Here is a 24939-nt window from a genome sequence, read left to right as displayed (position 1 = left end):
AAATAAACAAAACATCAAACAAAGTTATTTCTGATTATTATGGCAGGAAAGAAAAAACCATTCGGGATAGGAAACATAATTTCAATCGGTGCAACGGTTGTTATCATCGGTTTGTTATTTAAAATACAACACTGGAAATACGCATCAGAATTTATTACCTTAGGTTTAAGTACTGAGGCTGTGCTTTTCTTTATATTGGGTTTACAGCGCGACGACAAAGATGTTGACTGGGTACGTGTTTACCCCGAACTTAATGAAGATTACCAGGGCGAATTGCCAAAATCATCATTTTCCGGCGCTATTGGTTCAGGATCAAATAGCACAGCTGCATTAGATAAAATGCTTGATGATGCCAAGATAGGTCCAGAATTGGTTCGTAGCCTGGGAGATGGCTTAAGAACTTTTGGCGATAAAGTAGCCGCTATATCAAGAGTTACCGATGCCGGCGAAGCTACAATTGCTTTTACAAGTAAAATAAAGGCAGCTACTGCAAGTTATGAAAATTTAAGCGTTTCGTTTGACAAGGCATCAGCTAACTTATCTGAGCTGGCTGATTCAAATGTTGACGCAAAGGCATACCATGAGCAAATCAACAAGCTTGCTAAAAACCTGGGGTCATTAAACGCTGTTTATGAACTGGAATTACAGGATTCAAGCGCACATTTAAAATCAATGAACAAGTTTTACCAAAACCTGTCTTTAACCATGAATAATTTTAACGAATCGTTAGATGATTCAAAAAAGTTTAAAGATGAGGTTGGCCGTTTAGCTAAAAACCTTGGAGCGTTAAATGCTATATATGGTAATATGCTTACTGCTATGAACCAGCCACGTGTTAATTAATAATTAATAGATTTTTTACAAGCTAAGATTTATAATACATGGCCGGAGGTAAGGAAACCCCAAGACAGCGGATGATAGGTATTTTATACCTGGTGCTTTTAGGCTTAATTGCCCTGAATGTGCCTGAAAATTTGCTGGATGCTTTTAAAAATATTACCAGGAGTTTGGATGCATCAACAAAAAATGTAAACTCAAGCCTGCAAGCTACTTATAGTGCCTTTGATGCTAAAATAAAAGCCCAGCCCGACAAAGCTAAATATCTGAATTCGGCTAAAGAGGCAACTAAGATGGCCGGTGATTTGAACGGTTACATTGAAGAACTGAAAGCCGAATTGATAAAAGAAGGTGGAGGCATTAACCCCGAGATTGATGATGTTACTGCAAGAGATAATTTAGATATATCATCAGAAGTGATGATAAACGGAAAAAAAGCCGACGTTTTAAAAGGAAAAATTGAGGCAACAAGAGCCAAATTATTACAATTGCTGGGCAAGGATAGTGCAGGTGTTAATTTTTCTTTGAATGCCAATAATCCGCCAGGGCGTCCTGGGGTGCAAAAGAAAACATGGCAAAATGCCTACTTTGGCGAGGGCATCCCATTAGGGGCTACTTTAACTACCCTGGCAAAAATACAGGCGGATACCAAGAATGCAGAGAACGAGGTTGTAAAAAAATTATATAGTAAAGTAGACCAGGCGGAAGTTACCCTGAATGCGTTTAAAGCAGTTGTGGTAGCGCCAAGCAGCTATGTTTTGGCCGGCCAGCAGTACAAAGCAGACATTTATTTAACTGCTTATGATTCACATTCAGATCCAACCATCACTATTGGTGGCTCAAGGGTACCAACAACCAACGGTGTCGGTACCTATACGGTAACAGCAGGCGGTGAAGGTTTGCATACGGTAAACGGAGAATTGTCAGTAAAATCTGTTGATGGAGGTGCGCCTAAAACATATCCTGTTTCTGCAACTTATATGGTTGCAAAACCATCCGCGGTAGTATCACCCGATAAAATGAATGTATTGTATATTGGTGTGCCCAATCCCGTTACGGTATCTGCCCCGGGTGTGCCTACTGCAAGTATAAATGCAAACATAAGTGGTGGTTCACTTAGTGGTTCAGGCGGGCATTATATCGCTTCGGTGAGCTCGATAGGTAAAGCCCGTATTACAGTTACCGGCGAAAAAGGTATGGTATTAGGTACAACGGAGTTCCGTATTAAACGGATCCCCGATCCTAAGGCACAGTTTGCCGGTAAAAGCGGTGGTAGTACCGGTTCGGCAAATATTCGTGCCCAAGACAGGTTATTTGCCCAGTTAGATGGTTTTGATTTTGATGCTAAATTTAACGTAACGCATTTTACGCTGTTGGTTGTAAAACCGCGCCAGGATGCCATTATATTATCGGGAAGCGGAGGCGAACTTACGGGTGCTATGCATTCAGCTTTAAATACTGTAACTCCCGGAACTACTGTTATATTTAAGGATATTGTTGCAGTAGGTCCCGATAGGTCACCACGATCACTTGATCCAATTGTATTATCCGCAAATTAAACGCGTATGAAAAAGAGAATTTTGGTAGTTGTACTTTGTTTAGCCTGTATTGCTTCTTACGGGCAAACAAAAAAACGTGCAAAACGCGCTCCGGCAAAAAAGCCGGTAACTACACAGCCTGTAAAGCTGCAGCCCAATAGTGTGGTAAGTCAGGCGGCGCCACTGCCGGTTGATACAACCAAAAAAACGCCAATGAAACCTTTTGAAAGGCCGCTTGATGGCTATTTCAAGAAAAATAACATTTTGAGTGCCAGGGTAACACCTTACCCTAATCTTCGCGAAAGTGATGTTGCTTTTGCAAAAAGGGTATGGCGCGAAATTGATGTTCGTGATAAAATGAATACTTATCTGGCATCGCCAAAACGCCGTTTGATAGATGTTTTACTGGATGCTATAGCCGCCGGTGAATTAACTGCATATGATCCAACTCCAGGTAAAAAGGATGACCCTAACGGCGATAGCTTTATGACGCCACTAAATTCTGGCCAGGCTCGCGGACGCCTATCATCTGATAGCAGCGTGGTTGAAAAACGGGACAAGGATAATAACGTAATATCATCAACAATGGTAGCGGGTGAGTTTAACCCGGATAGTGTTGTCAAGTTCCGTATTAAAGAAGACTGGGTTTTTGACAGGCAGCGCTCTATATTTGAGCCACGCATTATTGGTATTGCCCCGCTTATTAAACCCAAAGGTGTAGGTATTGCCGGTGATATGGTTGATTATCAGCCTGCTTTTTGGATCTATTTCCCTGAAGCACGCCCTATACTTGCAACCAAAGAAGTGGTAAGCCGTAACAACGATGCAACTGGTTTAAGCTTTGATGATGTTTTTATGAAACGCATATTTGCAAGTTACATTGTTAAGGAAAGTAACGATAAAGACGAACGTATTAAAGATTATGCTCAAGGTATAGATAAACTTTACGAATCGGAGCGGGTAAAGAAAACACTGATGGATTGGGAACTTAACCTTTGGCAATACTAATATTTAAGTCAAAATTCAAACGTAAAAAGTCAAAACTAATGTGGTTTTGACTTTTTGCGTTTATGACTACGTATGACTTTTTGCAATTAAACCTTTTGTCATGCTGAACGCAGTGAAGCATCTATTATTCGCTATGCTTCGTCGCCCTGTACAGTCTGCGAATAGATCCTGCACTCCGTTCACTGTTGTCCGGTAAACAAATTTTTGGGAAAAAGATGAGGGGTAGCCGAAAAGCTACCCCTTTTTGTGTTGATATTAGAGTTACCACACTTCAATATACAACATGAGCAAAAATACTTTTTTTACCGGACAGCCGGTATTGAATCAACTATTGAGTTTGATAGACCGGAATGCTGTCAGGACATTGGCCCGTGTTGGAAAACATGACCGTTATTACCGTTATTTTGATACCTACACACATTTGGTAACGATGTTATACTGCGTGTTGAATAAGTGCACAAGTAGCCGGGAGGTGGTTAGCGGAATGAAAGCCTGCTGTAATAAACTGAAACATGCAGGCATAAGGAAAGCTCCGGGAAGGAGTACTTTATGCGATGCCAATATGAAACGCTCTTTTGAAGTTTTTGAACAGTTATATGACCAGCTTTATCGCAGACATAAGCAACTTTTACCGGACAGCCGGTTAAACAAGGATGCTAAACTTTTTATTGCAGATTCTTCCACGATCACTTTATTTCAACAAATACTCAAAGCGCCAAGTCCTGGTAAACTCAATGGCAAACGGAAAGGCGGTATCAAGGTGCACACCCTTATCGATGCCGCAGACGATGTTGCCCTTAAGATCAGTTTCACTGCGGCCAGCGCCAATGATATGACCTTTCTAAAGGAGATCAGTCTGGAGGCAGGTTCTTTCATTGTTTTTGACAAGGGCTATGTAGATTACAGCCAATATGAACGCCTGTCTAATGAAGGCGTATTCTTCGTTACCAGACAAAGAAAAGGGGCTTGTTATACAGTAACGGATTCCAATGCTGTTAGCTCTGAAAGTAAAAGATCAGGTGTAATAGCAGACCGGACGATCATTCTGGGCACACGGACACACCGAAAGTCTGTCAAGCTCAAAAGTAGGCAGGTGACTTTTTTTGACAAGGAAAAAGAAAGGACATTTGAATTTCTGACCAATAACTTCGCTTTAACAGCTGAGCAAATAGCCGATCTTTATAAAAAGCGTTGGCAGATCGAAACGTTGTTTAAAAGGATCAAACAAAACTTTCCGCTCAAGTACTTTTTAGGTGATAATGAGAACGCGATAAAGATCCAGATATGGTGCGCTTTTATTGCTGACCTGCTTATCAAACTTGTACAAGTACAACTGAAGAGAAAATGGGCATTCTCAAACCTGAGTTCTATTATCAGACTACATCTGATGAGTTATATCAACCTGTTCGATTTCTTAAATAATCCTGAAAGGCTGTCCGTAAACTCCCCGCCCGGCAATCAACTTAAAATAATGGGCTTAGAATTGGGATTCATCACATAAACCCAATTCTAAGCCCCTCAAGCAATATTATTTCAGCTATTCTAACTTTTACCGGACAACAGTGCACTCCGTTCAGGATGACAAATTTTTTAAAACGTCATTCGCCCTTCAGAGTTCCCTTCAACGAAGTTAATCTGCACATCAATTTTCCTTCTCATCTCTGTTAAAATACCCCAATATCGCCTTAGCCTGTTTTAAATTGACAACCTCAAGCAATAGTTCTTCGTTGGCTTCACGGATCTTTTTAACGGATTTGAAGTATTTGAGGAGCTTTTCGGCGGTGGTTTTGCCAATGCCGTCGATCAATTCTAATTCGGTAACCAGGGTTCCTTTATCACGGATTTTACGGTGGAAGGTGATGCCAAAGCGGTGTGCCTCATCGCGCAGGTGCTGGATCACTTTAAGCGTTTCTGATTTTTTATCCAGGTACATGGGGTACTGGTCATTGGGGTAATATAATTCCTCCAATCTTTTGGCAATACCTATAACCGTTACCTGCTTATCAATACCCAGTAGTTTTAAACTGTGCATGGCCGATGATAGCTGACCCTTACCACCATCAATGATGATGAGTTGGGGTAGTTCTGTGCCTTCATCAAGCATGCGCCTGTAGCGGCGGTGCACGGCCTCTTCCATAGTAGCAAAATCATTAGGGCCTTCTACTGTTTTTACATGGAAGTGGCGGTAATCCTTTTTAAATGGCTTTCCATCCCTGAATACCACAATTGCCGATACCGGGTATTTACCCTGGAAATTTGAGTTATCAAAGCACTCTATATGGCGTGGCAGCTGGTTCATGCGCAGATCTTTCATCATTTGCGTAAGCAACCGTTCGGTACGGATTTCGGGGTTCAGTTTTTCGTACTGATCTATCTTTTCCTTCTTAAAGAATTGTACATTCTTTTGCGACAGATCAAGCAGTTTCTTTTTTTCGCCCAGTTTGGGTACGGTAAACTTAATGGATGATTCTTGCAGGTCGATATCAAATGGCACAATTACCTCTTTCGAGTTACTGTTATAGCGGCTCCTAAACTCTATAATGGCCAGCGTTAATAGTTCTTCATCGCTTTCATCCAGCCGTTTTTTAAGCTCGATGGTTTGGGTTTGGATGATGGTACCGTTCATCACCTTTAAATAGTTCACAAAGGCAAGTTTTTCTTCGGATGCGATGTTGAATACATCCACATCGGTAATAGATGAATTTACGATAGTTGATTTACTTTGGTAGTTTTCCAGTAAATCAAACTTGCGTTTAAGGCGATGGGCCAGCTCGTAATTATATTCGGCAACGGCTGCTTCCATTTCGCCTTTAAGGCGGCGTAATATTGCCCCGATCTTGCCGTTCAGGATATCCGTTATCTCTCCTATGCTGTTGTCGTAATCATCTTCCGTCTGGTAGTTTTGGCAGGGGCCTTTGCAGTTGCCCAACTGATATTCCAAACAAACTTTAAACTTTCCTTTGTCGATATTTTCGCGGGTAAGCGCCAGGTTGCAAGTGCGCAGTGGATATGTTTCCTTAATCAGCCCCAGGATATTATGCATCATGCTGACGGATGCATAGGGCCCCAGGTATTTCGATCCATCCTTGACAATACGCCTGGTCCAGAAGATACGGGGAAAGCTCTCGTTTTTGATAATGATCCAGGGATAAGTTTTATCATCCTTAAGCATTACATTATACCGTGGCTGGTGCTTTTTGATCAAGCTGTTTTCCAGCAGCCATGCATCCACCTCGGTATCAACTATGGTAAACGTTATACCGCGTATTTTAGATACCAATACCTTTGTCTTGGCATTTATGTAGGCATCCTTATTAAAATATGATCCTACGCGGTTGCGTAGATCCTTAGCCTTACCAATGTAGATCAGTTCTTTCTCACTATCCCAGTATTGGTAAATCCCCGGTTTATGAGGTATATTTTTTAATGCTTCCCTGTAATCGAATTTTTCCATTGCCGGTCATTGGTTCATTAGTTCATTGGTCTGCTTTGAGATCCTGAACAATTGGCGATACACTAATGGTTTACTAATTCATTGATCTGCTTTATACGCAGCGGTTTTACCAATGAATTTTAAATATGCATTTAGTTTGAGATGGATAGATTGAAGTTTTTCAAATAGCATATTGAATTCATCTTCGTTTATAAGATTAAGCTTTTACCAATGAACTAATCAACCAATGAACCAGGTAACAATTTTAAAAATCTAACTTTTTATCCACCTCATTAGTCCCTTGTTGCTGCTGTGTATACTGGCCGCAATCAAGAATGATGCTTACCCCGGTTTTGGGAGCGTCGAAATCAACGGTTTTTTTAATGCCCAGTGCGGCGTTGGCGTATACCTTTTTCATGTACATGGCAAATATAGGTAATGCGCTGTTGGCCCCCTCGCCCAGCCTGGTAGACTGGAATGCAATGTCTCTGTCTTCGCAACCCGTCCATAAGCCCGTTACCAGTTGTGGGGTTATCCCGATGAACCAGCCATCGGAGTTGCCGTTGGTGGTGCCAGTTTTGCCGCCAATGGGATTGCGCAGGCCATATTTATAGCTCAGCCTGGAGCCCGTGCCATCTTCAATTACGCCTTTCAGCATATAGGTCATTACGTAAGCGGTTTGTGGGTTCATGGCCTGTACTACTTTTGGGGTATGGGAATATAGCACGTTGCCGTTTTTATCCTCAATGCGTAATATATAGGTAGGCTCGGTCCACAAACCGTGATTAGCAAATACCGAATAAGCTGCCGTCATTTCAAATACCGATGCATCAAACGTACCCAGGCATATAGAAGGGTAGGCGGGTACGGCGCTGGTAATGCCCATTTTTTTAATCAGCTCTACCACAGGTTCCGGTTTCACCTCGCTCATTACATGGGCTGTTACCCAGTTTTGTGAGTGGGCCAATGCCTGGCGTAGGGTAATAAAACCCGGTAAAGTTTCTGATGGCGATGAGCGCGGGCACCATGGGTCGCCATAACCCCGTATAGTATCCGGCACGTTATTGATTTTCATACAGGGCGAATATCCATTATCAATAGCTACCGCGTAGGTAAACGGCTTGGCGGTTGAACCCACCTGCCTTGTGCCGTTTTTTACCTGGTCGTACTTAAAGTGCTCAAAATTGGTACCACCCACCCAGGCTTTAACATAGCCGGTTGTTGGGTCCATACTCATGAGGGCGTTACGCAGCAACATTTTACAGTATACAATCGAATCGATAGGTTTCATCAGGGTATCGATATCGCCATGCCATGTAAACAGGTTCAATGTATCTTTAGTGTTGAAATTGGTTTTAATTTCATCATCACTCAAGCCTTCCATTTTCAGCTGCTTGTACCTGTCGCTTTTCAACATCCCCTGGTTAATGAGGAATTTATAGTTATGAATGCTTCTTGCCAGATTTTTCCCGCGCCAGTGATCGTTAAACTGCACCTGCAGGTTCTTCATGTATTCCTGCTGCGCGTCTTCGGCATATTGCTGCATGGTTGCGTCAATGGTAGTATAGATCTTCAAGCCGTCGCGGTCAAGGTCATAAGGAGTACCATCGGGCCGGTTAATATTTTGATCTTTAAAGATCTTCTGGATCTCTTTTTTTAATACCGACCTGAAATATGGTGCAGGTCCGTCAAAATGATTATTCTGGTGAAAGTTTAATCCCAGCGGCTTCTTTTTAAACTCATCTGCCTGGCCATTGCTCAGGTAACCCTGTTCTTCCATTCGGTTAAGCACAAGGTTGCGGCGTCTGAGCGCATTTTGCGGGTGCCTTATAGGCGAGTAGATGCCCGGACCGTTTACCATACCTATCAACAGGGCAGCCTGATCTGGGGTTAGTTTATCAGGTGTGGTATTAAAATAGGTACGCGCCGCCGATTTGATGCCATAGGTGTTGTACGCGCCAAAGTCAACCGTGTTAAGATACATGGTTAGGATCTCCTGCTTGGTATAATGGCGTTCCAGTTTAACAGCTGTTACCCATTCCTGCATTTTTTGAATCACACGTTTAAACGGATTAGCAGCCCTTTCGCTGAAAAGATTAAGCGCCAATTGCTGTGTAATAGTACTGCCACCTTGTTTTTGCCCGATAAGTAGGTGCAGGAATATCGTGAAGCTCCGCCCGAAATCGATCCCCGAGTGATCGTAAAAGCGCTTATCTTCGGTTGCCACCAGGGCGTTAACTACATTGGGCGAAAGGCCGGCAAATGTAACGTTGGAACGATTCTGGATATAATAGGTGCCTAAAATTTGCTTATCTGATGATATTACTTCTGATGCCTGATTGCTTTTAGGGTTTTCCAGATCGCGGAATGGAGGCAACTGGCCAAATACGTCAAAAACGGTAAGCGTTATCATTATAATTACAAATACAAAGGCGGCAATTACAGCGCGCCATATGTACCAGTTATACCGTCTTATATCCTGTGGGGTAAGCGCAGGTTTTTTGTTATAGGTTCTCATTTCAATAATATTTTTGATAGTAATCAATATAACTATCTAACGTTTTTTGGTCGGCTAATTTATCCAGATTTTCCTTGGTAATGATAAAAAAACTGTATTTATCCTTTGGCACCTTCATAATATCGGGCATCAGCGGGATAATTCCCCGTGCATATTTTTTTACATCCTCAAGACTATAAAAACGACCAACAAATATCAGCTGATCATCAGGCCCAATAGGTTTTAAATCATGCTTAATGGTACTGCCCGAAAACCTGGTACGGTTAAACTGCCCTATACCAAAACGCGATGAAGCAAGGTTAGTTGTACCACTGCTAACATTTACCACAAAATAATAATTGCTGCTATCGCGCATAGAGAATATGTAGTTTACCGGGACTGGTGGTTTTATTGTTGGCGCCTGTGCAGCTTGTTGCTGAGGCTGTTGGGCTTGTGATGTTACTGGCGGTTGATCGGCAGGTTTATTAAACGAATCCGCAGGCGGAGGCGTAATTGCCGCTGTTTCTTTTGGTTTGATTTGTTCGGCAGGTTTGGGTATTTCAACAGGTGTAGTTGGTTTTGCCTGAGCCACTATGGGCGGGGTTGCTTTTGGTTCCTGCCTTACCTGTGCTACCTGTGCCTGGGGCGATGGATGGTAATCTGGCCGGTACTCTGTTTGTTTTTGATAGGCTACCGGCGGGGTAAAAGGTATTTCGTTTATATCATCACCTGTCAGCACTACCGTACGGCTTTCCATTTCGGTTTTGTTGGCATCAATATAAGCCAGGTGCTGATTTGCAAGTGGAGTTACCAGTTTATCATCGGGATATTTTGCCGTTATCTGCTGCAGATCGGTCATAAAAGGGGTTAGCTTTTCCTGGTGACCGGCAGCAATGGTTCGTAAATATGATAGCTGGGCTGCAAAACGGTTGTCGGGATATTTGGTCAGCAAATCATTTGCCTGTGTAACAACGGCAGCATAATTTTTTTGCGCGTACAGCTCATATACACCATTGTAAAGCCCATTAAATTCGGCATTTGCATCATCAAGGTGTTTACTGTATTCGGGATCAAGTATCACTTTGGCAAATACGCTTTCAGAAAACTCCTTCAGTATCCTGTTCTTGTATGCTTCAGACCGGGAGGCATCAATATCGGCATATAGCCGGTATAAATTGTAATATACAGCTGCTTTATCCGCACTGTTGGTGAAACGGGCCAGCAGAGCTTCATATGTAGCAATGGCTTCCTTTTTATCGCCCAAAATATCGCGGTAAAAATTGGCCATATCCATGTAAGCATTATAAACACGAAAGTTCGACCGGTTAAGCAGGTCGGCTGTTAAGGGCAGGTTTTTAATGATGTCCTGCCGGTAGCTTCCAGCATCGCCCCTGGCAGCATTGGCTGCTTCCTGTGCCGATGGTGCAAAAGGATCAGTATCCTGTACCGAGTTTGTTCCGTTTACATTGGTAGCAATATTACTGTTTGATCGTTTACTGCGGCGCCAGTTATCTTCCAGCTTGCGGTTGCCCCATTGCCTTTTAAAATCATTGGTTCCAAGACTTAAGGCGGCAGGGTTATAAAAATAAAATATGCTGCCTCCGCTTTTGCTGGCCTGCTGGTTATTTAAATTATTGGTGTTCCTGCTGTTTTCAAATTGGCCGTTATTAGTTGTAACCGTTTCTTTAGTTACTTTATCCTGTAATATTTTGCGGGTAACCATGGCATCAATGCGGGCGGTACGGGTTTGCTCGTCCAAAGCGGCCAGCATTTGCAGGGTATCCTCGCGCGATATGGTTTGCAGTAAGCCGGTTAAAATTTGCAGGTTATTGGCTTTTTTGCGGATAATCTGGTAGCCGGGGTAGGTAGGGGCAAGGTAGGTGAGTGTGCTATCGTAATATAATTTAGCTTCGGCATAATCAGCTTTGTTTTTAAAGTCGATATCGGCAATGCGTAGATAGGAGAGACCTTTTTGATTTTGGTTTTTGAGGCTGCTGCGTACCGATAGTTTGTAGTTTTTCAGGGCGCCGTCAATATCACCGGCGATGTATAGCTGCTGGGCAACCTGGTAATAAATCTGATCGGTAAACTCCTTGTTGTTTTGGTTTTTAAGCAGTTTACGCAGGCGCTCAATTTTATTTTGTTTAATACCGTCCTCATTATCCCGTATGCGGATGCGGTTAAGGTTGGCATTAAAAGCCATCTCAAACGAGGCGTTACTTTTAACAACACTGGTATAATTAACTATGGCTTCCTGTGGTTTTTGATTGAGTTCCTGAAGCTGGGCCAAAATAAATGTCCAGCGGAGTTTAAGATTACCATCATGACAAAGCCTCAGAGCTGTTTTGGCGCTTTCTTCGGCGGCCGGGTAGTCTTCGGTATTGATGTTGTATTGTAGTTGGGTAGCATAAATGCCGGCGGGAATGCTTTTTTTAGGGTTGATGTTTTGTATAGCGGTATCAATAATGATTTTTGCCTGTGCCGGGTTATTAAGGTATAACAAGGCGCGTCCCTTCCATATCAAAGCCTCCTGTTTTAATTCAATCTGCTTGCCATAAGATAAAATAACGTAATTAAAATATTCTACGGCATCAAAATAGTTGCCTTCTAAAAAACGCGCTTTGCCCATAACCAGGTAGGCATTGCCAAGGTAATGGCTTTGCTCTTTTATATTAATGATCTTATTGGCTTTGCTGATGGCCAGTTCCAGGTCTTTATCGGGAGTGCCGCTTTGGGCAGTGGTATCGGGGTAAACGTTCAGCAGTTCGTTGTATGAATCAACAAAGCCCGCGGCATAGGTTTCCTGCTTAATGCGCAGTAATTCATTGGCATTAAACAGTATGTTATAATGAGCCGTAAGGTTTTGCATATTGCGGTTGAAGCCGCTTTTCTTTTCGAGCGAGCACCCTGCTAAAACAATAATTAGCGCAGGTATTATAAGTTTGTACGGTTTGGATAGGGAAAATATGCTCACGCGCCTCAATATATGGTCATGGTTATAAAAAGCATTGCTAAAATACTAAAGATTATACAATAGGTTTAATAAATTTGCGCATGGCCCAAAACGAACCAGATAATAATAAGGAGAATGGTGGCAAACAGGTAAGTAACTATGCTAAATTTAGCGGGATGGCTTTCCAGATGATTGCTGTTATTGGTGTGTTTGCTTTTGCCGGGTATAAAATAGACCAGGCTGCAAACCATCAAACTAAATGGGTAACTGCAATATTGTCACTTGTGGGGGTATTCATTTCATTGTACATCGTCATCAGATCCGTAAAAAGTTGAAACTGCTTCCTACCGTATTATCATTTCTTTTATTTATTGTTATCATTTCGGTACCGCCGCTGGTTTTAAGTTATGTCGGCTATGCAAATTTGTTAACACCAAAGTTTTGGCTGGTATTTTTATTCATTGCCGGGCTTACCTTTTTAACCGTTATTTCCATTGTAATTATAGGGCAAATTAACCATGAATTGTATGCACAGGCCTTTTTGGCGGCCACTACGGTTAAAATATTGGCCTGCTTATTTTTTGTAGCAATATTCCTTACAAAAAACAGCGTAAACCGGTATGTTTTTGCGGGCAATTTTTTTTACATATATTTCTTAAATATGGCCTTTGAAATTTATGGTTTGTTACGTAACTTGCGCAACCAAAAATTAAGGTAGAAAACTTCATTTAGATGTATAACAGCTCGATTTTGAACTCAAAAATATTTAAAACATTCCTGATTTCCGCACTTTTTTTGTTGTTAGGCGTAATGCCTACACTGTCATTTTCGCAGGAAAATGCTAAAAAAGAAGAGTCAAAACCCTTTGATCCGAAGGAAATAGTATTTGAACACATCGGCGATTCGCATTCCTGGCCTGTAGCAATACCATTGTTGGGCGAGCATTTTATTTCGTTGCCGGTAATATTGTATACTGATAAGGGACTGGAGGTTTTTTTATCGGGTAAATTATTAAAGGAAGAAGGTAGCGAGGAGTCGCCTGTTTATAAAGGCGCACATTACAGCTACAAGCTTGAAGGTAACAAGATTGAAGCTGTAAATGAAGCCGGTGAAGTAGATAAAGCTGCCAAAGTTTATGATTTTTCAATCACCCGCAACGTTGCCAGTATGTGGATGGGGATGATCATTTTGCTCATCGTATTTTTAAGTGTTACATCGGGCTATAAAAAACGTGCAGGTAAAGCGCCAAAGGGCATCCAGGCATTGTTAGAACCGGTTATCCTGTTTGTAAGGGATGAAGTGGCTATACCAAACATTGGCGTAAAGTATGTTAAATACATGCCTTTGCTGCTAACCATATTCTTCTTTATATTAATAAACAACCTGTTGGGTTTGGTTCCCATGTTTCCGGGTGGCTTCAACCTAACCGGTAATATAGCGGTTACTATGGTGTTATCGGTAATTGTATTAATCGTTATTAACTTTAGCGGTAACAAATACTACTGGAAGCATATTTTCACACCGGATATTCCGCTATGGTTATACCCTATCATGGTTCCGGTTGAGATTATTGGTATTATCTCAAAGCCTTTCGCGTTAATGATTCGTTTGTTTGCAAACATTACTGCGGGTCACATTATCGTGTTGAGTTTAATATCATTGATATTTATCTTTAAAACCGCATGGATGTCAACAGTATCTGTTCCGTTTGTGGTATTTATGGATACTATTGAGTTGCTTGTGGCGTTTTTGCAGGCCTTTATTTTCACGATGCTTACATCCCTGTTTATAGGTATGGCTGTTGAAGAGCATCACCATTAATCTGAATTAATTATAATTATATATACACGTTAAATTATCAAACAATGATTGGAATGATTGGAACCATTGGTACGGTTGTAGCTCAGGCAACTACAGGAATACATGGAAGCCTTGGTGCAGTTGGTGCTGGCTTAGCTGTTATCGGCGCTGGTATTGGTATCGGTTCTATTGGCGGTAAAGCCGTTGAAGGTATTGCCCGTCAGCCAGAGGCTGCCTCAAAAATTCAAACTAACATGATCATCGCTGCAGCCCTTGTTGAAGGTGTTGCTTTGTTTGCCGTGGTAGTAGCTTTGCTCTAATTATTATTAGGCAAAAAAGAAAAAAACAACCCGGAACGATTGGTTTCGGGCTTGTTTTTAATCCCATTAAAAAAAGAAATATACTCAAAGTAATTACTATACACACTTATGGATTTAGTTACACCCGCATTAGGTTTAGTTTTCTGGACAACAATATCCTTCGGGATCCTGTTATTTATATTAGGGAAATATGCCTGGAAACCTATCTTAGGCGCGCTTAGCGATCGTGAACGTTTTATTGAAGATGCACTTTCAAAAGCTGAAGCAGCTAAAGAAGAAATGGCCCGTTTAACTAACGAAAACGAGTCGTTATTAAAACAAGCCCGTGCCGAGCGCGACCAGATACTTAACGATGCCCGTAAAGTTAAAGAGCAAATGATTGCTGATGCTAAAGAACTTGCTCATAAAGAAGGCGCACGCATGATTGAACTTGCCCGCGTGGAAATTAACAACCAGAAAGCTATCGCGATGGCTGATGTTAAAAACCAGGTTGCTACCTTATCATTAGATATTGCCGAGAAAATATTACGCAGGCAATTTGAAGATCAGCAAAAACAAGATGCTCTGGTAAGCCAATTATTAAAAGAAGTGAAATTATAATAGTATAGATTTGAGATATGAGATATGAGATATGAGATTTTTTCTCCGGTCTCCAATCTCATATCTAACATCTCACATCTAAAGAAAATATGTCAGAATTAACGGTAGGATCCAGGTACGCAAAATCCCTTATTGACCTTGCACAGGAACAAAATATTGTTGATGCGATTAAAGCAGATATGGATCTGTTTATACATACCTTAAAGGCCAGTCCGGAGCTTAAAGCTGTTTTGAGCAATCCTATTGTTGCTCACTCCAAAAAAACCAAAATACTTGATGCTGTATTCCTGAAAAAGGTAAACAAGGCAACTATTGCGTTTTTTAAACTGATGGTTGATAAAGGCCGTGGCGAGGTTTTATATACTACTGCTTTTGAGTATATAAACCTGTTTAATATTAAAAGGCATATTACAAAGGCTAAGGTTACATCGGCTACCGAATTATCGGCAGCAAATAAAAAAACCATTATAGCCGAAGTGCAAAGCACAGTAGGTGGTACTGTTGTATTGGAAACCAAGGTTGACCCATCATTAATTGGTGGTTTTGTACTAACTGTGGGCGACAAGCAGATTGATACCAGCATTGCCGCAAGCTTGAAAAAATTGAAAAAAGAATTTGCCCTGAAGGTGATTCAATAATAGTAAAAACAAAACTCTAAAATAAATTTAAACAATGGTAGAGGTAAGACCAGACGAAGTATCGGCAATTTTGCGTCAGCAATTGGCAGGCTTTAAGTCAGAATCTGAATTAGAAGAAGTGGGTACTGTACTCCAGGTGGGTGACGGTATTGCGCGCGTTTATGGATTAACAAAAGTACAATCAGGTGAGCTTGTAGAATTTGGCACAGGATTGCAAGGTATCGTACTTAACCTTGAAGAAGATAACGTGGGCGTGGTATTGTTAGGTAAATCTGACGATATTAAGGAAGGTGATACTGTAAAACGTACCAATCGCATTGCATCAATCAATGTTGGCGAAGGCATGCTTGGCCGTGTTGTTGATACTTTAGGAACCCCAATTGATGGTAAAGGACCAATTGTAGGTACAACTTACGAAATGCCATTGGAGCGTAAAGCGCCTGGTGTTATCTATCGTCAGCCGGTTACCGAGCCTTTACAAACAGGTATCAAAGCTATCGACGCGATGATCCCTATTGGTCGTGGCCAGCGTGAGTTGGTTATTGGTGACCGCCAAACAGGTAAAACCGCTGTTTGCGTGGATACCATCATCAACCAAAAAGAATTTTACGATGCCGGTAAACCGGTTATCTGTATATATGTTGCCTGCGGTCAAAAAGCATCAACAGTTGCAAACATTGTACGCACGCTTGAAGAAAACGGCGCTATGCCTTTCTCTATCGTTGTTGCTGCAAGTGCTGCTGATTCTGCTACCATGCAGTTTTTTGCTCCTTTTGCAGGTGCGGCTATTGGCGAGTACTTCCGCGATACAGGTCGCCCGGCATTGATCGTTTATGATGATTTGTCGAAACAAGCTGTTGCTTACCGCGAGGTATCCTTATTATTGCGTCGTCCACCGGGCCGTGAGGCTTATCCTGGTGACGTGTTTTACCTGCACAGCCGTTTATTAGAGCGTGCCGCTAAAATCAACGCCAATGATTCTATCGCCCAGGCGATGAATGATTTGCCGGAGTCTATCCGTGGTATCGTTAAAGGTGGTGGTTCATTAACCGCATTGCCTATCATCGAGACCCAGGCTGGTGACGTATCTGCGTACATCCCAACCAACGTGATCTCGATCACCGATGGCCAGATCTTCCTTGAATCAAACTTGTTTAACGCGGGTGTTCGTCCGGCTATTAACGTAGGTATCTCGGTATCACGTGTGGGTGGTAACGCGCAGATTAAATCAATGAAGAAGGTAGCAGGTACTTTGAAACTTGACCAGGCTCAATACCGCGAATTAGAGGCTTTCTCAAAATTCGGATCTGATCTTGATGCATCAACCAAAAACGTGCTTGATAAAGGCGTACGTAACGTGGAAGTGTTAAAGCAAGGCCAGTACTCACCGGTAACAGTTGAAAAGCAAGTAGCCATCATTTATTTAGGTACAAAAAACCTGATGCGTAATGTTCCTGTAAAAGACATCAGGAAGTTTGAAGCAGAATACACAAGCCAGTTAGAAGTTCGTCACCCCGAAGTATTAGCTGCCCTTAAAGCAGGTAAATTTGACGACCAGATAACAGGCGTACTGGAAACGGTAGCTAAAGAACTGGCAGGTAAATATTAATTAGATGTGAGATATTAGATGTGAGATATGAGATAAGCTCACTCACATCTTAATAGAGATAATAAACATAGCGAGGTTGGGTATTTGAATATTGAGGCGATTGTCTCAAATCTCAAATCTCACATCTCAAATCTCAAAAGATGGCTAATTTAAAAGAAGTAAGAAACAGGATAAAATCTGTAACGTCAACACAGCAAATCACCAAGGCCATGAAAATGGTTTCGGCTGCCAAGTTAAAGCGCGCTACAAATGCTATCGTTCAATTGCGCCCTTATGCTAATAAGCTTAAAGAGCTGCTGGCAAACCTTTCTCAAAGTTTAGAGGATGGCTCATCACCTTATTTGCAGGAGCGCGAGCCCGTGCGTGTTTTGGTGGTAGTGGTATCATCAAACCGGGGTTTGGCGGGTGCATTTAATGCAAACGTAATTAAAACGGCCAATAACCTAATTGCCGAAAAGTACAGTAAGCAATTGCAGGCAGGTAACGTTTCGATAGTTGCCATAGGTAAAAAAAGCCAGGAGTTTTACGAAAGGCGCAAGTACAACGTAATTGGTAACAATAACGATTTGTACCTTGACCTTAACTTCGAGAATGCTTCAAAAATTACTGAAAGCATTATGGAAGGTTTTGTTGATGGTAAGTTTGACCGTGTTGAACTGGTATATAATCACTTCAGGAACGCGGCTGTACAATACCTTATTGCCGAGCAGTTATTGCCTGTGCCAAAACCAGATAAGAAGGAAGCTGTAAAAACTGCCAATGTTGATTACATCCTGGAGCCATCGCAAGAGGAAATAGTAGAGCAGCTGATCCCTAAAAACATCAAGATCCAGTTATACCGTGCTGTATTAGATTCAAACGCATCTGAGCATGGCGCACGTATGACAGCCATGGATAAGGCTACCGACAATGCCGGCGAGCTGCTGAAAGCCCTTAAGCTTTCATACAACCAGGCCCGCCAGGCTGCCATTACCACCGAGCTTACCGAGATTGTGAGCGGTGCGGCTGCCCTTTCAAGCTAATCCATATTTATAAACTTATTTATACCGGACCTCCTTGCAAAAGGAGGCTTTTTTTGTTTTTAAGCGAAATTTTTGACATATGCTGTTAGCCACACACTCGGGTTGTTTTTTATTTCGGTTTCCAAAAACGAAACAATTTTTTGCATTGCGTCGCCGGGGTCGGCATCCAGGTTGCTTGGGTTGAATTGCGGCCCCCCATCAAAATTGATATGCCCTTTTTTAAGTACCGGTACAGCTGTAATTAATGGTACCCCTGCTATTCGTGCTAAACGGGCAGGAAGCAACGATACATTATGGTGTTTTCCTAAAAAGTTAACCGGGCAATTGTTTAAATTATTAAAAATATCGCAGGCAATAACTATTCGCCCTTTTTGGTTCAAATATTTCACTATACACCGCAAGTCGGTAATCCCCAGCGCCTGTCGTTGAATGCGCTCTCTTTGTTTGGTCCATTTACCACCTGCAATAATTAACGAAAAATTGTTTTCAAGGCACCATTGCACCAATAATCTTTTCCATGGTGTATGGCAAATGGCTATAACACAACCAGAATCGGGAGGGATAGTAACATTAAAATTTACCAAACGGAGTGTAGTGAGGCGAAGCGGACTTCGCACGGATACCGAGATAACCCGCCTGACAAGCCGGGTGTACCAGATTTGATTAAGGTTTTTATATAATTGGCTTTTACCGTTTAAAATGTAAAACGGCATTTTTAAAACCCTGGAAGTTATAAGGCAGTAATGAATACCTGCACTTAAATATGATAAAATGCTGCAAACAGATATAAATTGGACTAAAACGTAAGGCTTAAGACGCATATTAATTAAATTATAAGAGGCTGTTTAAAAATAAAAAAACGGACCGTTATTGCGAGGTACGAAGCAATCCCGAACTATGCAGAGCTGATTGCACGGCTACTCTGTAGGTAGAGGATTGCTTCGTGTCTTATAATGGCGTGTTTATAAATTGCTGATTATCAGTGTTGTATTTTAATGTAATCTATGTCATTGCGAGGCACGAAGCAATCGCATGCTATACAGAGCGGACCTGCACAGTTCGCGATTGCCGCGCTGCGCTCGCAATGACATGGTTGTTGTAAGCCCCCTAAAGCCAGCACGTCATCCCCATTTTTTCCAGGATTATCCTGGTGGTTACTCGCAATGATGATCTATTTACATGGCCTAAAGGTTTTTGCCGTTTGCCGGGTTTGTTCATACCCGCAAATAAGCCCTCGCTGGTTTAGTTGGTTAACTTTTATTATGATACAATTTACTGATAGCCAGTGGGTGTTAAGTGCGTAATTAGATATTGTACGCATATTGTGAAGTGGATGCGTATTGTGTAAAGTTCCCGGTTGGTTGGAGTTAGCAGGAAAGTCACCGTTCCATGAACGAACAGACAAACAGCCTCCACTACGACAAGTCATGTCGTAGTGAAATTTTATAACTATTTGATATATAATAGCTTGCCTCTGTATTTGAAAATAGTGTGTCAGCTTGCACCTAAACGGTGGAACACCGGCAACAGCTCATAGAGATTTCTGTCTACCTCAGGGGGATAAACACGCTTCTTCTGACGGGAGAATAGAAAATATTCCGGCTGCATGCAGTAATCACAAGCCCATTTACTCGGCAGTTGTTGGGTCGATAATTGTACCAACCTCACTAACGGAGTTTGCCGGGAATCCACCTTGCCGGGCATGTTCCCTAACCATATCCTCATTGGGGGCAATGTAAACGCAATAGATCTTGTTATCGGTTACATAGCTTTGCACCCATTGAATTTGCGGGCCCATATTGCTCAATACACCGCATGAGGCTTGTGAAATGGCTTTTAGTTGTTCTTGTGAAAGCTCACCTGCTCCAGGTATTTCTCTTTCAATTACATACTTTGGCATAATTTGGCTTTTTAGGTTTTTACTGGCTTAACGCTGGGGATAGCGTTTCTTCTTAATGTGAAGTTACGAAAACAACGATCATATATCAATAAAATAATTCTTCGTTTTGCCCATTTTAGCCTTGTTGTCAATGCGTTGGGTGTCTATTTATAAAAAGGGATTGCACGGTGCCAGATCGCTGTGTTGATTGCTTTGCCGTATATTTCATTACTCAATTATCAATGTTCATAATGTCGCGGTAAATCTCGTCAAAAGGTATGTTTTTATGTTTTTGAAAGATAGACGAAAACCGCGTGCTGATGGGGTTTAGCAATTGGATGCATAATTGTTTTTCGTCGTCGGTTAAGCCATTTACCATCATGCCTGCTACTTTCAAAACTTCTATTTTTGCTTTATCCAGGGTTTCCTCGCCTTTTGGGGTTAGCCGGAGCCGTACCACACGCTTGTCGTCCTGGTCGTTATATTCGCTGATCATGCCGCGTTTTTTAAGCCTGATAAGCATGTTGGTTCCGCTGGATAGTTCCAGCAGGTTATCATAGATCACCTCTGATTTAATGGGGCTCTTTTTGTTAAAAATAATTACCAGGATGCCAAACTCTTCAATCTGGTCTAAGCCAGTACCTTCCAAGGCCTTATTGGAATACATGACATGAAACTTGCCGATTTTACGGATGAGGATAACCAGCTGACCATTAATATCCGGCATTATCTGCCATTTGGTTGCTATAGGCAAATCCTGTTTGATGGTGGCTGTTAACTGCAGGCGATAAAAGTCTTCAAGTGTGCCTTCGGGGTACTGCTCCTCGAACGCTCCCCATAGTTTAACCAGTTCAACTGTTTTATTCATATTTCCTGCCATTTGGTAGCAATTATAAAAAAATGTTACCAATAATTTGCAATTAACTACTTTTTGGTTTAATATTGTAACAAAATACAACCAAAAAGTAGTAATATGAATAACGGAACTTACCTATTGACGCTATTATGCCTGCATGTGATGGGCCTTGTACTGATGGCAGGAACCACCTTTGTGGATTATATAGCTTTTAGTAACATTTGGAATTTACTTGACCATGGAAAAGAAAAACCCGACAGCTTGTTGCAAGTGACAGCCAGGTTTTCGAGGCTGATTGGAATAGGGGCGGCAATACTTATCCTGACCGGGCTTGGAATGATGGCTTTAACAAAAGGAGTTTTTGGCGAACAACTATGGTTCAGGATTAAGTTTGGTTTGGTAATCATCCTGGTAGCCAACGCGGTAATTGTGGGCAGACGCCACGGACTAAAATTCAGAAAGCTACTTACAGATGGCGGCTTTGAGCTGAGCCCGCAAATTATGCAAAGCAGGAGTAAGCTCAACCGCTTTTATATTATCCAGCTGGCCATTTTTATAACCATCATCATATTAAGCGTTTTTAAATTCAATTAAAAATCGCCTGCTATGGAAAACGAACAAACCCCGCCAGCTTGTAACTGGCTGTTAACATCAAATAATTTATATCATGAAAAAGGACAAGACCATTTATTGGACAACCACCATCATCATTTCGTGCATCATGCTTTTTAGCATTTACAAAATGTATTCGGCAGATTATGAACACCTGGGGTTTCCAAAATATTTCAGAGTTGAGCTTGCAATAGCCAAAATAACCGGTATCATTGTGTTGCTTGTTCCGCAGATCCCCGCAAAAATTAAAGAATGGGCATACGCCGGATTTGGTATTGTGTTAATCTCGGCCTGTGTTGCACATTTCAATAGCGGCGATACCATTGTAAATGCTTTGGAGCCATTGATCTGGCTGATTATACTGGCGTTTTCAAACCGGTATTTATATAAAACGGAAACGTTCAATAATCTACAAAGCACGGGATGATGCCCGGTAAAGTTGAATTGCCCAATAAATTTAACTATGCTGCAGTTTCAGGTGTTAACCTATCCTTAAACACCCAGCTTATGAAAGGCTTCAACTGTTATTTGGCTGGCTATAAATGTCTATATTTGCCTTAAAATCATCAGTATGACAGGCAAAGCACCCAAAGAATCATATACCATCATGAATGAACTGGTATTACCCAATGATACCAATACATTAAACAACCTGATGGGTGGGCGCCTGCTGCACTGGATGGATATCGCCGCAGCTATATCGGCGCAAAAACATAGCAACCGTATTGTAGTAACAGCTTCGGTGGATAATGTATCGTTCCAGGCACCGGTTAAACTAGGTGATGTGATCAGTATCGAGGCAAGGGTTACCCGAGCGTTTACCACCTCGGTTGAGGTAAGGATGGATGTATGGGCGCAAAATATCCCATCGGGCACCAAGGTAAAAAGCAACGAGGCCTATTATACATTTGTGGCATTGGATGGCGACGGGCAAAAAACGCAGGTACCAATATTACTGCCCGAAACTGAAGAAGAAATAGCGCTATATGAAGGCGCCCTGCGCCGCCGCCAGCTGCGTTTAATCCTGGGGGGTAAAATGCACCCTAATGATGCTACCGAGTTAAAGGCCCTTTTCTTTGGTGAGCAACTGCCGTTAAATCTCAAAGATTAAATCCGTAACAAAAAGTAACTGGTATGGTCTAAATGGTATTAGCTTAAAATCAATTATCCATGAGATACTTTCTATGTTTTTTAATGCCTCCTCTGGCCATATTAACCACCGGCAGGATAGGCGCATTTATCCTTAATATATTTTTGACCCTGTTTTTTTGGATCCCCGGGGTTATTCACTCCATATTGGTTACCAGCGATTATTATGACGCCCGAAGGCACCGGCAATTGATGAGAGCTACAAGAAGAGCAAGGGCGTGGTAAAAGCTGATTTGAGAATTTGATGATTTGAAAATAGTTATGTTTGCAGGCAAAATCAGCAAAAAAATCAAATCGATCAACAGTGCAAAAAGGTAAGCTATTAATTATTGATGACGAGGAACGCCTGCGTAACCTTATGGCTCGCATTCTACAACTGGAAGGGCACGAGGTAATTACTGCAGCAACCGGTAAAGAAGGCTTGCGCAAATTACAGCAGGAGCATATACATGTTGTATTGAGCGATGTAAAGTTGCCCGATATTGATGGCATTACCCTCACCGAAACTATAAAAAAAACATACCCCGCAACAGAAATTATTGTGCTTACCGCCTATGGCACTATTAACGATGGCGTTAAAGCGATTAAAGCAGGGGCATTTGATTACATAACCAAGGGGGATGATAACGAAAAGATCATTCCGTTGGTAAGCAAAGCAATGGATAAAGCCCTGTTACAGCAAACCGTGATAGAGTTGCAAAGCAAGCTGAATGAAAAATTTGGCTTCGACAGGCTGATTGGCAGATCAACCGCTATTGGTGATGTGATCAAGCTTGCTCAAAAGGTAGCCCTAACCGATACCACCGTTCTGTTATTAGGCGAAACAGGTACCGGCAAAGAGATCTTCGCCGAAGCTATTCACCAGGCCAGTAAACGCAATACAAAATCGTTTGTGGCTGTAAACTGCAGTGCTTTTACAAAGGAGTTGTTAGAGAGTGAACTGTTTGGGCATAAAGCGGGCTCATTTACCGGCGCCTTAAAAGATAAAAAAGGCCTTTTTGAAGAAGCCAGCGGCGGCACCATATTTTTAGATGAGATAGGCGAGCTTGATCACGACCTGCAGGCCAAGCTGCTTCGCGTGCTTGAATCACAGCAGTTTTTAAAAATAGGCGATACCAAACCTACGCAAGTTAATGTACGCATACTTGCTGCAACCAACCGTAACCTGCAAACAGAAATAGCTGATGGCCATTTCCGTTCGGATTTGTTTTACCGTTTATCGGTGTTCCAGATCACCTTGCCACCCTTGCGCGAACGCAAAAGGGACATTAAACTACTGGCAGAGTACTTTATGCAGTACTTTGGCCTTAAGGTTAAAAAACAGATAAATGTGCTAAGCGATGAGTTTGTAACTAAACTGGAAGCTTACCACTGGCCGGGCAATATCCGCGAGCTAAAAAACATTATTGAAAGAGCTGTAATACTTACCGATAACAACACCCTTGATGAAAGCCTGCTACCTTATGAAATTCAACAGCAACAGGTAAAGGCAGGAAGCTCAATGTCAGCCTTTGATCTTTCATCGGTTGAAAAACTCCACATACAGCGTGTACTTAACCATACCCACGGCAACCGCGCCGAAGCGGCCAATCTTTTGAATATTGGGGTAGCTACATTGTACAGGAAGCTGAAAGAATACGGGTTAGAGTAAATACCCCCGGTAATTTCATGCCGGCTTAACAATAGTATCAACTTTTTCTTGACGAGGTATATTGCTACTGCTTGTTATAAATAATGGGCGAAGGAACGCAATCTGCATTAAACGGACAGGTAAAGTAAAGTAAAAGTTTATTTTTTTGCGCGTTGAGTGATACGGTATAACCAACCGTTTTGGAGCCATCAATGGGCACAAGTTCGGTTGCCGGACCAAAACTATTTTTTGAGTTTGAATAATTTACAAGATCAAACATGGTTAATGAATCATTTTTGACACTATATTTCCCTATACTTCTAAAGCGGTATCCTATTATTTTTTTAGTGATGGAATCTGTTGCAATTATATTGTATTCAACGGTATTGTCGTTTTTAAACTCATATTGATCAATCCCCTGGAATTGTATTTTTGCCCATTTCCCGGTAATATCAATGGTTCCGTTTGCGGCATCCTTTTTACAGGCAGAAAATGCAAATACTAAAACAGCGGCCAAAAGGCTGAACATTTTGATCAGGCTAAGTTTTGTTTTCATAC

24 protein-coding genes are annotated in these 24939 nt (G+C 41.8%); 16 read left to right on the top strand and 8 right to left on the bottom strand.

Annotated elements, in window-relative coordinates; all coding sequences use genetic code 11:
* Positions 1-39 precede the first annotated feature (39 nt).
* From porL to AC1DQW_RS16635, 4 genes are all read left to right on the top strand, one after another.
* Positions 40-843: a type IX secretion system motor protein PorL/GldL gene (gene porL / locus AC1DQW_RS16650; protein WP_477455117.1), complete on the top strand. Its 804-nt coding sequence runs from the start codon at positions 40-42 to the stop codon at positions 841-843.
* A 38-nt stretch (positions 844-881) separates the two neighbouring features.
* Entirely contained in the window at positions 882-2396 is a 1515-nt protein-coding gene (porM, locus tag AC1DQW_RS16645) for a type IX secretion system motor protein PorM/GldM (protein WP_477455116.1), read from the top strand.
* Between the two features lie 6 nt (positions 2397-2402).
* Complete coding sequence (gene porN, locus AC1DQW_RS16640; RefSeq protein WP_477455115.1) at positions 2403-3383, top strand: type IX secretion system ring subunit PorN/GldN; 981 nt, start codon at positions 2403-2405, stop codon at positions 3381-3383.
* 283 nt (positions 3384-3666) lie between these two features.
* Positions 3667-4884 (top strand): IS4 family transposase, encoded by a 1218-nt coding sequence (locus AC1DQW_RS16635; protein WP_477455114.1) that lies wholly within the window; start codon positions 3667-3669, stop codon positions 4882-4884.
* Between the two features lie 141 nt (positions 4885-5025).
* Here AC1DQW_RS16635 and uvrC read toward each other — a convergent pair whose 3' ends face one another.
* From uvrC to porW, 3 genes are all read right to left on the bottom strand, one after another.
* Positions 5026-6837 (bottom strand): excinuclease ABC subunit UvrC, encoded by a 1812-nt coding sequence (gene uvrC / locus AC1DQW_RS16630; protein ID WP_477455113.1) that lies wholly within the window; start codon positions 6835-6837, stop codon positions 5026-5028.
* Positions 6838-7081: 244 nt separating this feature from the next.
* The gene (locus tag AC1DQW_RS16625) at positions 7082-9334 is read right to left on the bottom strand and encodes a transglycosylase domain-containing protein (protein WP_477455112.1); all 2253 of its coding nucleotides are present in this window, start codon (positions 9332-9334) and stop codon (positions 7082-7084) included.
* 1 nt (position 9335) lies between these two features.
* A complete protein-coding gene (gene porW, locus AC1DQW_RS16620) occupies positions 9336-12287 on the bottom strand; it encodes a type IX secretion system periplasmic lipoprotein PorW/SprE (RefSeq protein WP_477455111.1) in 2952 nt (983 codons plus the stop codon).
* A gap of 80 nt (positions 12288-12367) precedes the next feature.
* Between porW and AC1DQW_RS16615 the strand changes: the two genes are divergently transcribed.
* Entirely contained in the window at positions 12368-12601 is a 234-nt protein-coding gene (locus AC1DQW_RS16615) for an AtpZ/AtpI family protein (protein WP_477455110.1), read from the top strand.
* Positions 12602-12680: 79 nt separating this feature from the next.
* Here the strand turns inward: AC1DQW_RS16615 and AC1DQW_RS16610 are convergent, their stop codons facing one another.
* The gene (locus AC1DQW_RS16610; protein WP_477455109.1) at positions 12681-12902 is read right to left on the bottom strand and encodes a hypothetical protein; all 222 of its coding nucleotides are present in this window, start codon (positions 12900-12902) and stop codon (positions 12681-12683) included.
* 114 nt (positions 12903-13016) lie between these two features.
* Between AC1DQW_RS16610 and atpB the strand changes: the two genes are divergently transcribed.
* The 6 genes from atpB (at position 13017) to atpG (ending at position 18255) form a co-directional block, all read left to right on the top strand.
* Positions 13017-14087 carry a F0F1 ATP synthase subunit A gene (gene atpB / locus AC1DQW_RS16605; protein WP_477404054.1) on the top strand — a complete coding sequence of 357 codons (1071 nt, stop codon included), beginning with the start codon at positions 13017-13019 and terminating at the stop codon, positions 14085-14087.
* A 98-nt stretch (positions 14088-14185) separates the two neighbouring features.
* Positions 14186-14386: an ATP synthase F0 subunit C gene (gene atpE, locus AC1DQW_RS16600; RefSeq protein WP_477404072.1), complete on the top strand. Its 201-nt coding sequence runs from the start codon at positions 14186-14188 to the stop codon at positions 14384-14386.
* 108 nt (positions 14387-14494) lie between these two features.
* Positions 14495-14986, top strand: a complete 492-nt coding sequence (atpF, locus tag AC1DQW_RS16595) for a F0F1 ATP synthase subunit B (RefSeq protein WP_477414597.1) — start codon at positions 14495-14497, stop codon at positions 14984-14986.
* 89 nt (positions 14987-15075) lie between these two features.
* A complete protein-coding gene (gene atpH / locus AC1DQW_RS16590; RefSeq protein WP_477455108.1) occupies positions 15076-15624 on the top strand; it encodes an ATP synthase F1 subunit delta in 549 nt (182 codons plus the stop codon).
* Positions 15625-15658: 34 nt separating this feature from the next.
* Entirely contained in the window at positions 15659-17233 is a 1575-nt protein-coding gene (gene atpA / locus AC1DQW_RS16585; protein WP_477455107.1) for a F0F1 ATP synthase subunit alpha, read from the top strand.
* A 140-nt stretch (positions 17234-17373) separates the two neighbouring features.
* The gene (gene atpG / locus AC1DQW_RS16580) at positions 17374-18255 is read left to right on the top strand and encodes an ATP synthase F1 subunit gamma (protein WP_477414591.1); all 882 of its coding nucleotides are present in this window, start codon (positions 17374-17376) and stop codon (positions 18253-18255) included.
* A 59-nt stretch (positions 18256-18314) separates the two neighbouring features.
* Here atpG and AC1DQW_RS16575 read toward each other — a convergent pair whose 3' ends face one another.
* From AC1DQW_RS16575 to AC1DQW_RS16565, 3 genes are all read right to left on the bottom strand, one after another.
* Positions 18315-18968: an LpxL/LpxP family acyltransferase gene (locus tag AC1DQW_RS16575; RefSeq protein WP_477455106.1), complete on the bottom strand. Its 654-nt coding sequence runs from the start codon at positions 18966-18968 to the stop codon at positions 18315-18317.
* 914 nt (positions 18969-19882) lie between these two features.
* Positions 19883-20155 (bottom strand): DUF4242 domain-containing protein, encoded by a 273-nt coding sequence (locus tag AC1DQW_RS16570; protein ID WP_477455105.1) that lies wholly within the window; start codon positions 20153-20155, stop codon positions 19883-19885.
* A gap of 211 nt (positions 20156-20366) precedes the next feature.
* Positions 20367-21002 (bottom strand): MarR family winged helix-turn-helix transcriptional regulator, encoded by a 636-nt coding sequence (locus AC1DQW_RS16565; RefSeq protein WP_477455104.1) that lies wholly within the window; start codon positions 21000-21002, stop codon positions 20367-20369.
* A 105-nt stretch (positions 21003-21107) separates the two neighbouring features.
* Here AC1DQW_RS16565 and AC1DQW_RS16560 point away from each other — a divergent pair, with 105 nt between their 5' ends.
* The 5 genes from AC1DQW_RS16560 (at position 21108) to AC1DQW_RS16540 (ending at position 24402) form a co-directional block, all read left to right on the top strand.
* The gene (locus AC1DQW_RS16560; RefSeq protein WP_477455103.1) at positions 21108-21584 is read left to right on the top strand and encodes a hypothetical protein; all 477 of its coding nucleotides are present in this window, start codon (positions 21108-21110) and stop codon (positions 21582-21584) included.
* Positions 21585-21657: 73 nt separating this feature from the next.
* On the top strand, positions 21658-22029 hold the full coding sequence (locus AC1DQW_RS16555; protein ID WP_477455102.1) for a DoxX family protein: 372 nt from the start codon (positions 21658-21660) through the stop codon (positions 22027-22029).
* A 144-nt stretch (positions 22030-22173) separates the two neighbouring features.
* Complete coding sequence (locus AC1DQW_RS16550) at positions 22174-22713, top strand: acyl-CoA thioesterase (RefSeq protein WP_477455101.1); 540 nt, start codon at positions 22174-22176, stop codon at positions 22711-22713.
* A 59-nt stretch (positions 22714-22772) separates the two neighbouring features.
* Positions 22773-22976 carry a YqaE/Pmp3 family membrane protein gene (locus AC1DQW_RS16545; RefSeq protein ID WP_477414578.1) on the top strand — a complete coding sequence of 68 codons (204 nt, stop codon included), beginning with the start codon at positions 22773-22775 and terminating at the stop codon, positions 22974-22976.
* A gap of 79 nt (positions 22977-23055) precedes the next feature.
* Positions 23056-24402, top strand: coding sequence for a sigma-54-dependent transcriptional regulator (locus tag AC1DQW_RS16540; protein ID WP_477455100.1), 1347 nt, complete (start codon positions 23056-23058; stop codon positions 24400-24402).
* A 64-nt stretch (positions 24403-24466) separates the two neighbouring features.
* Here AC1DQW_RS16540 and AC1DQW_RS16535 read toward each other — a convergent pair whose 3' ends face one another.
* Positions 24467-24937 (bottom strand): hypothetical protein, encoded by a 471-nt coding sequence (locus AC1DQW_RS16535; protein ID WP_477455099.1) that lies wholly within the window; start codon positions 24935-24937, stop codon positions 24467-24469.
* Positions 24938-24939 lie beyond the last annotated feature (2 nt).

This window comes from Mucilaginibacter sp. P5_A4 (assembly GCF_056400605.1).
Note: the sequence above shows the minus strand (reverse complement) of the source record. Positions and strands in the feature narration are given on the sequence as shown.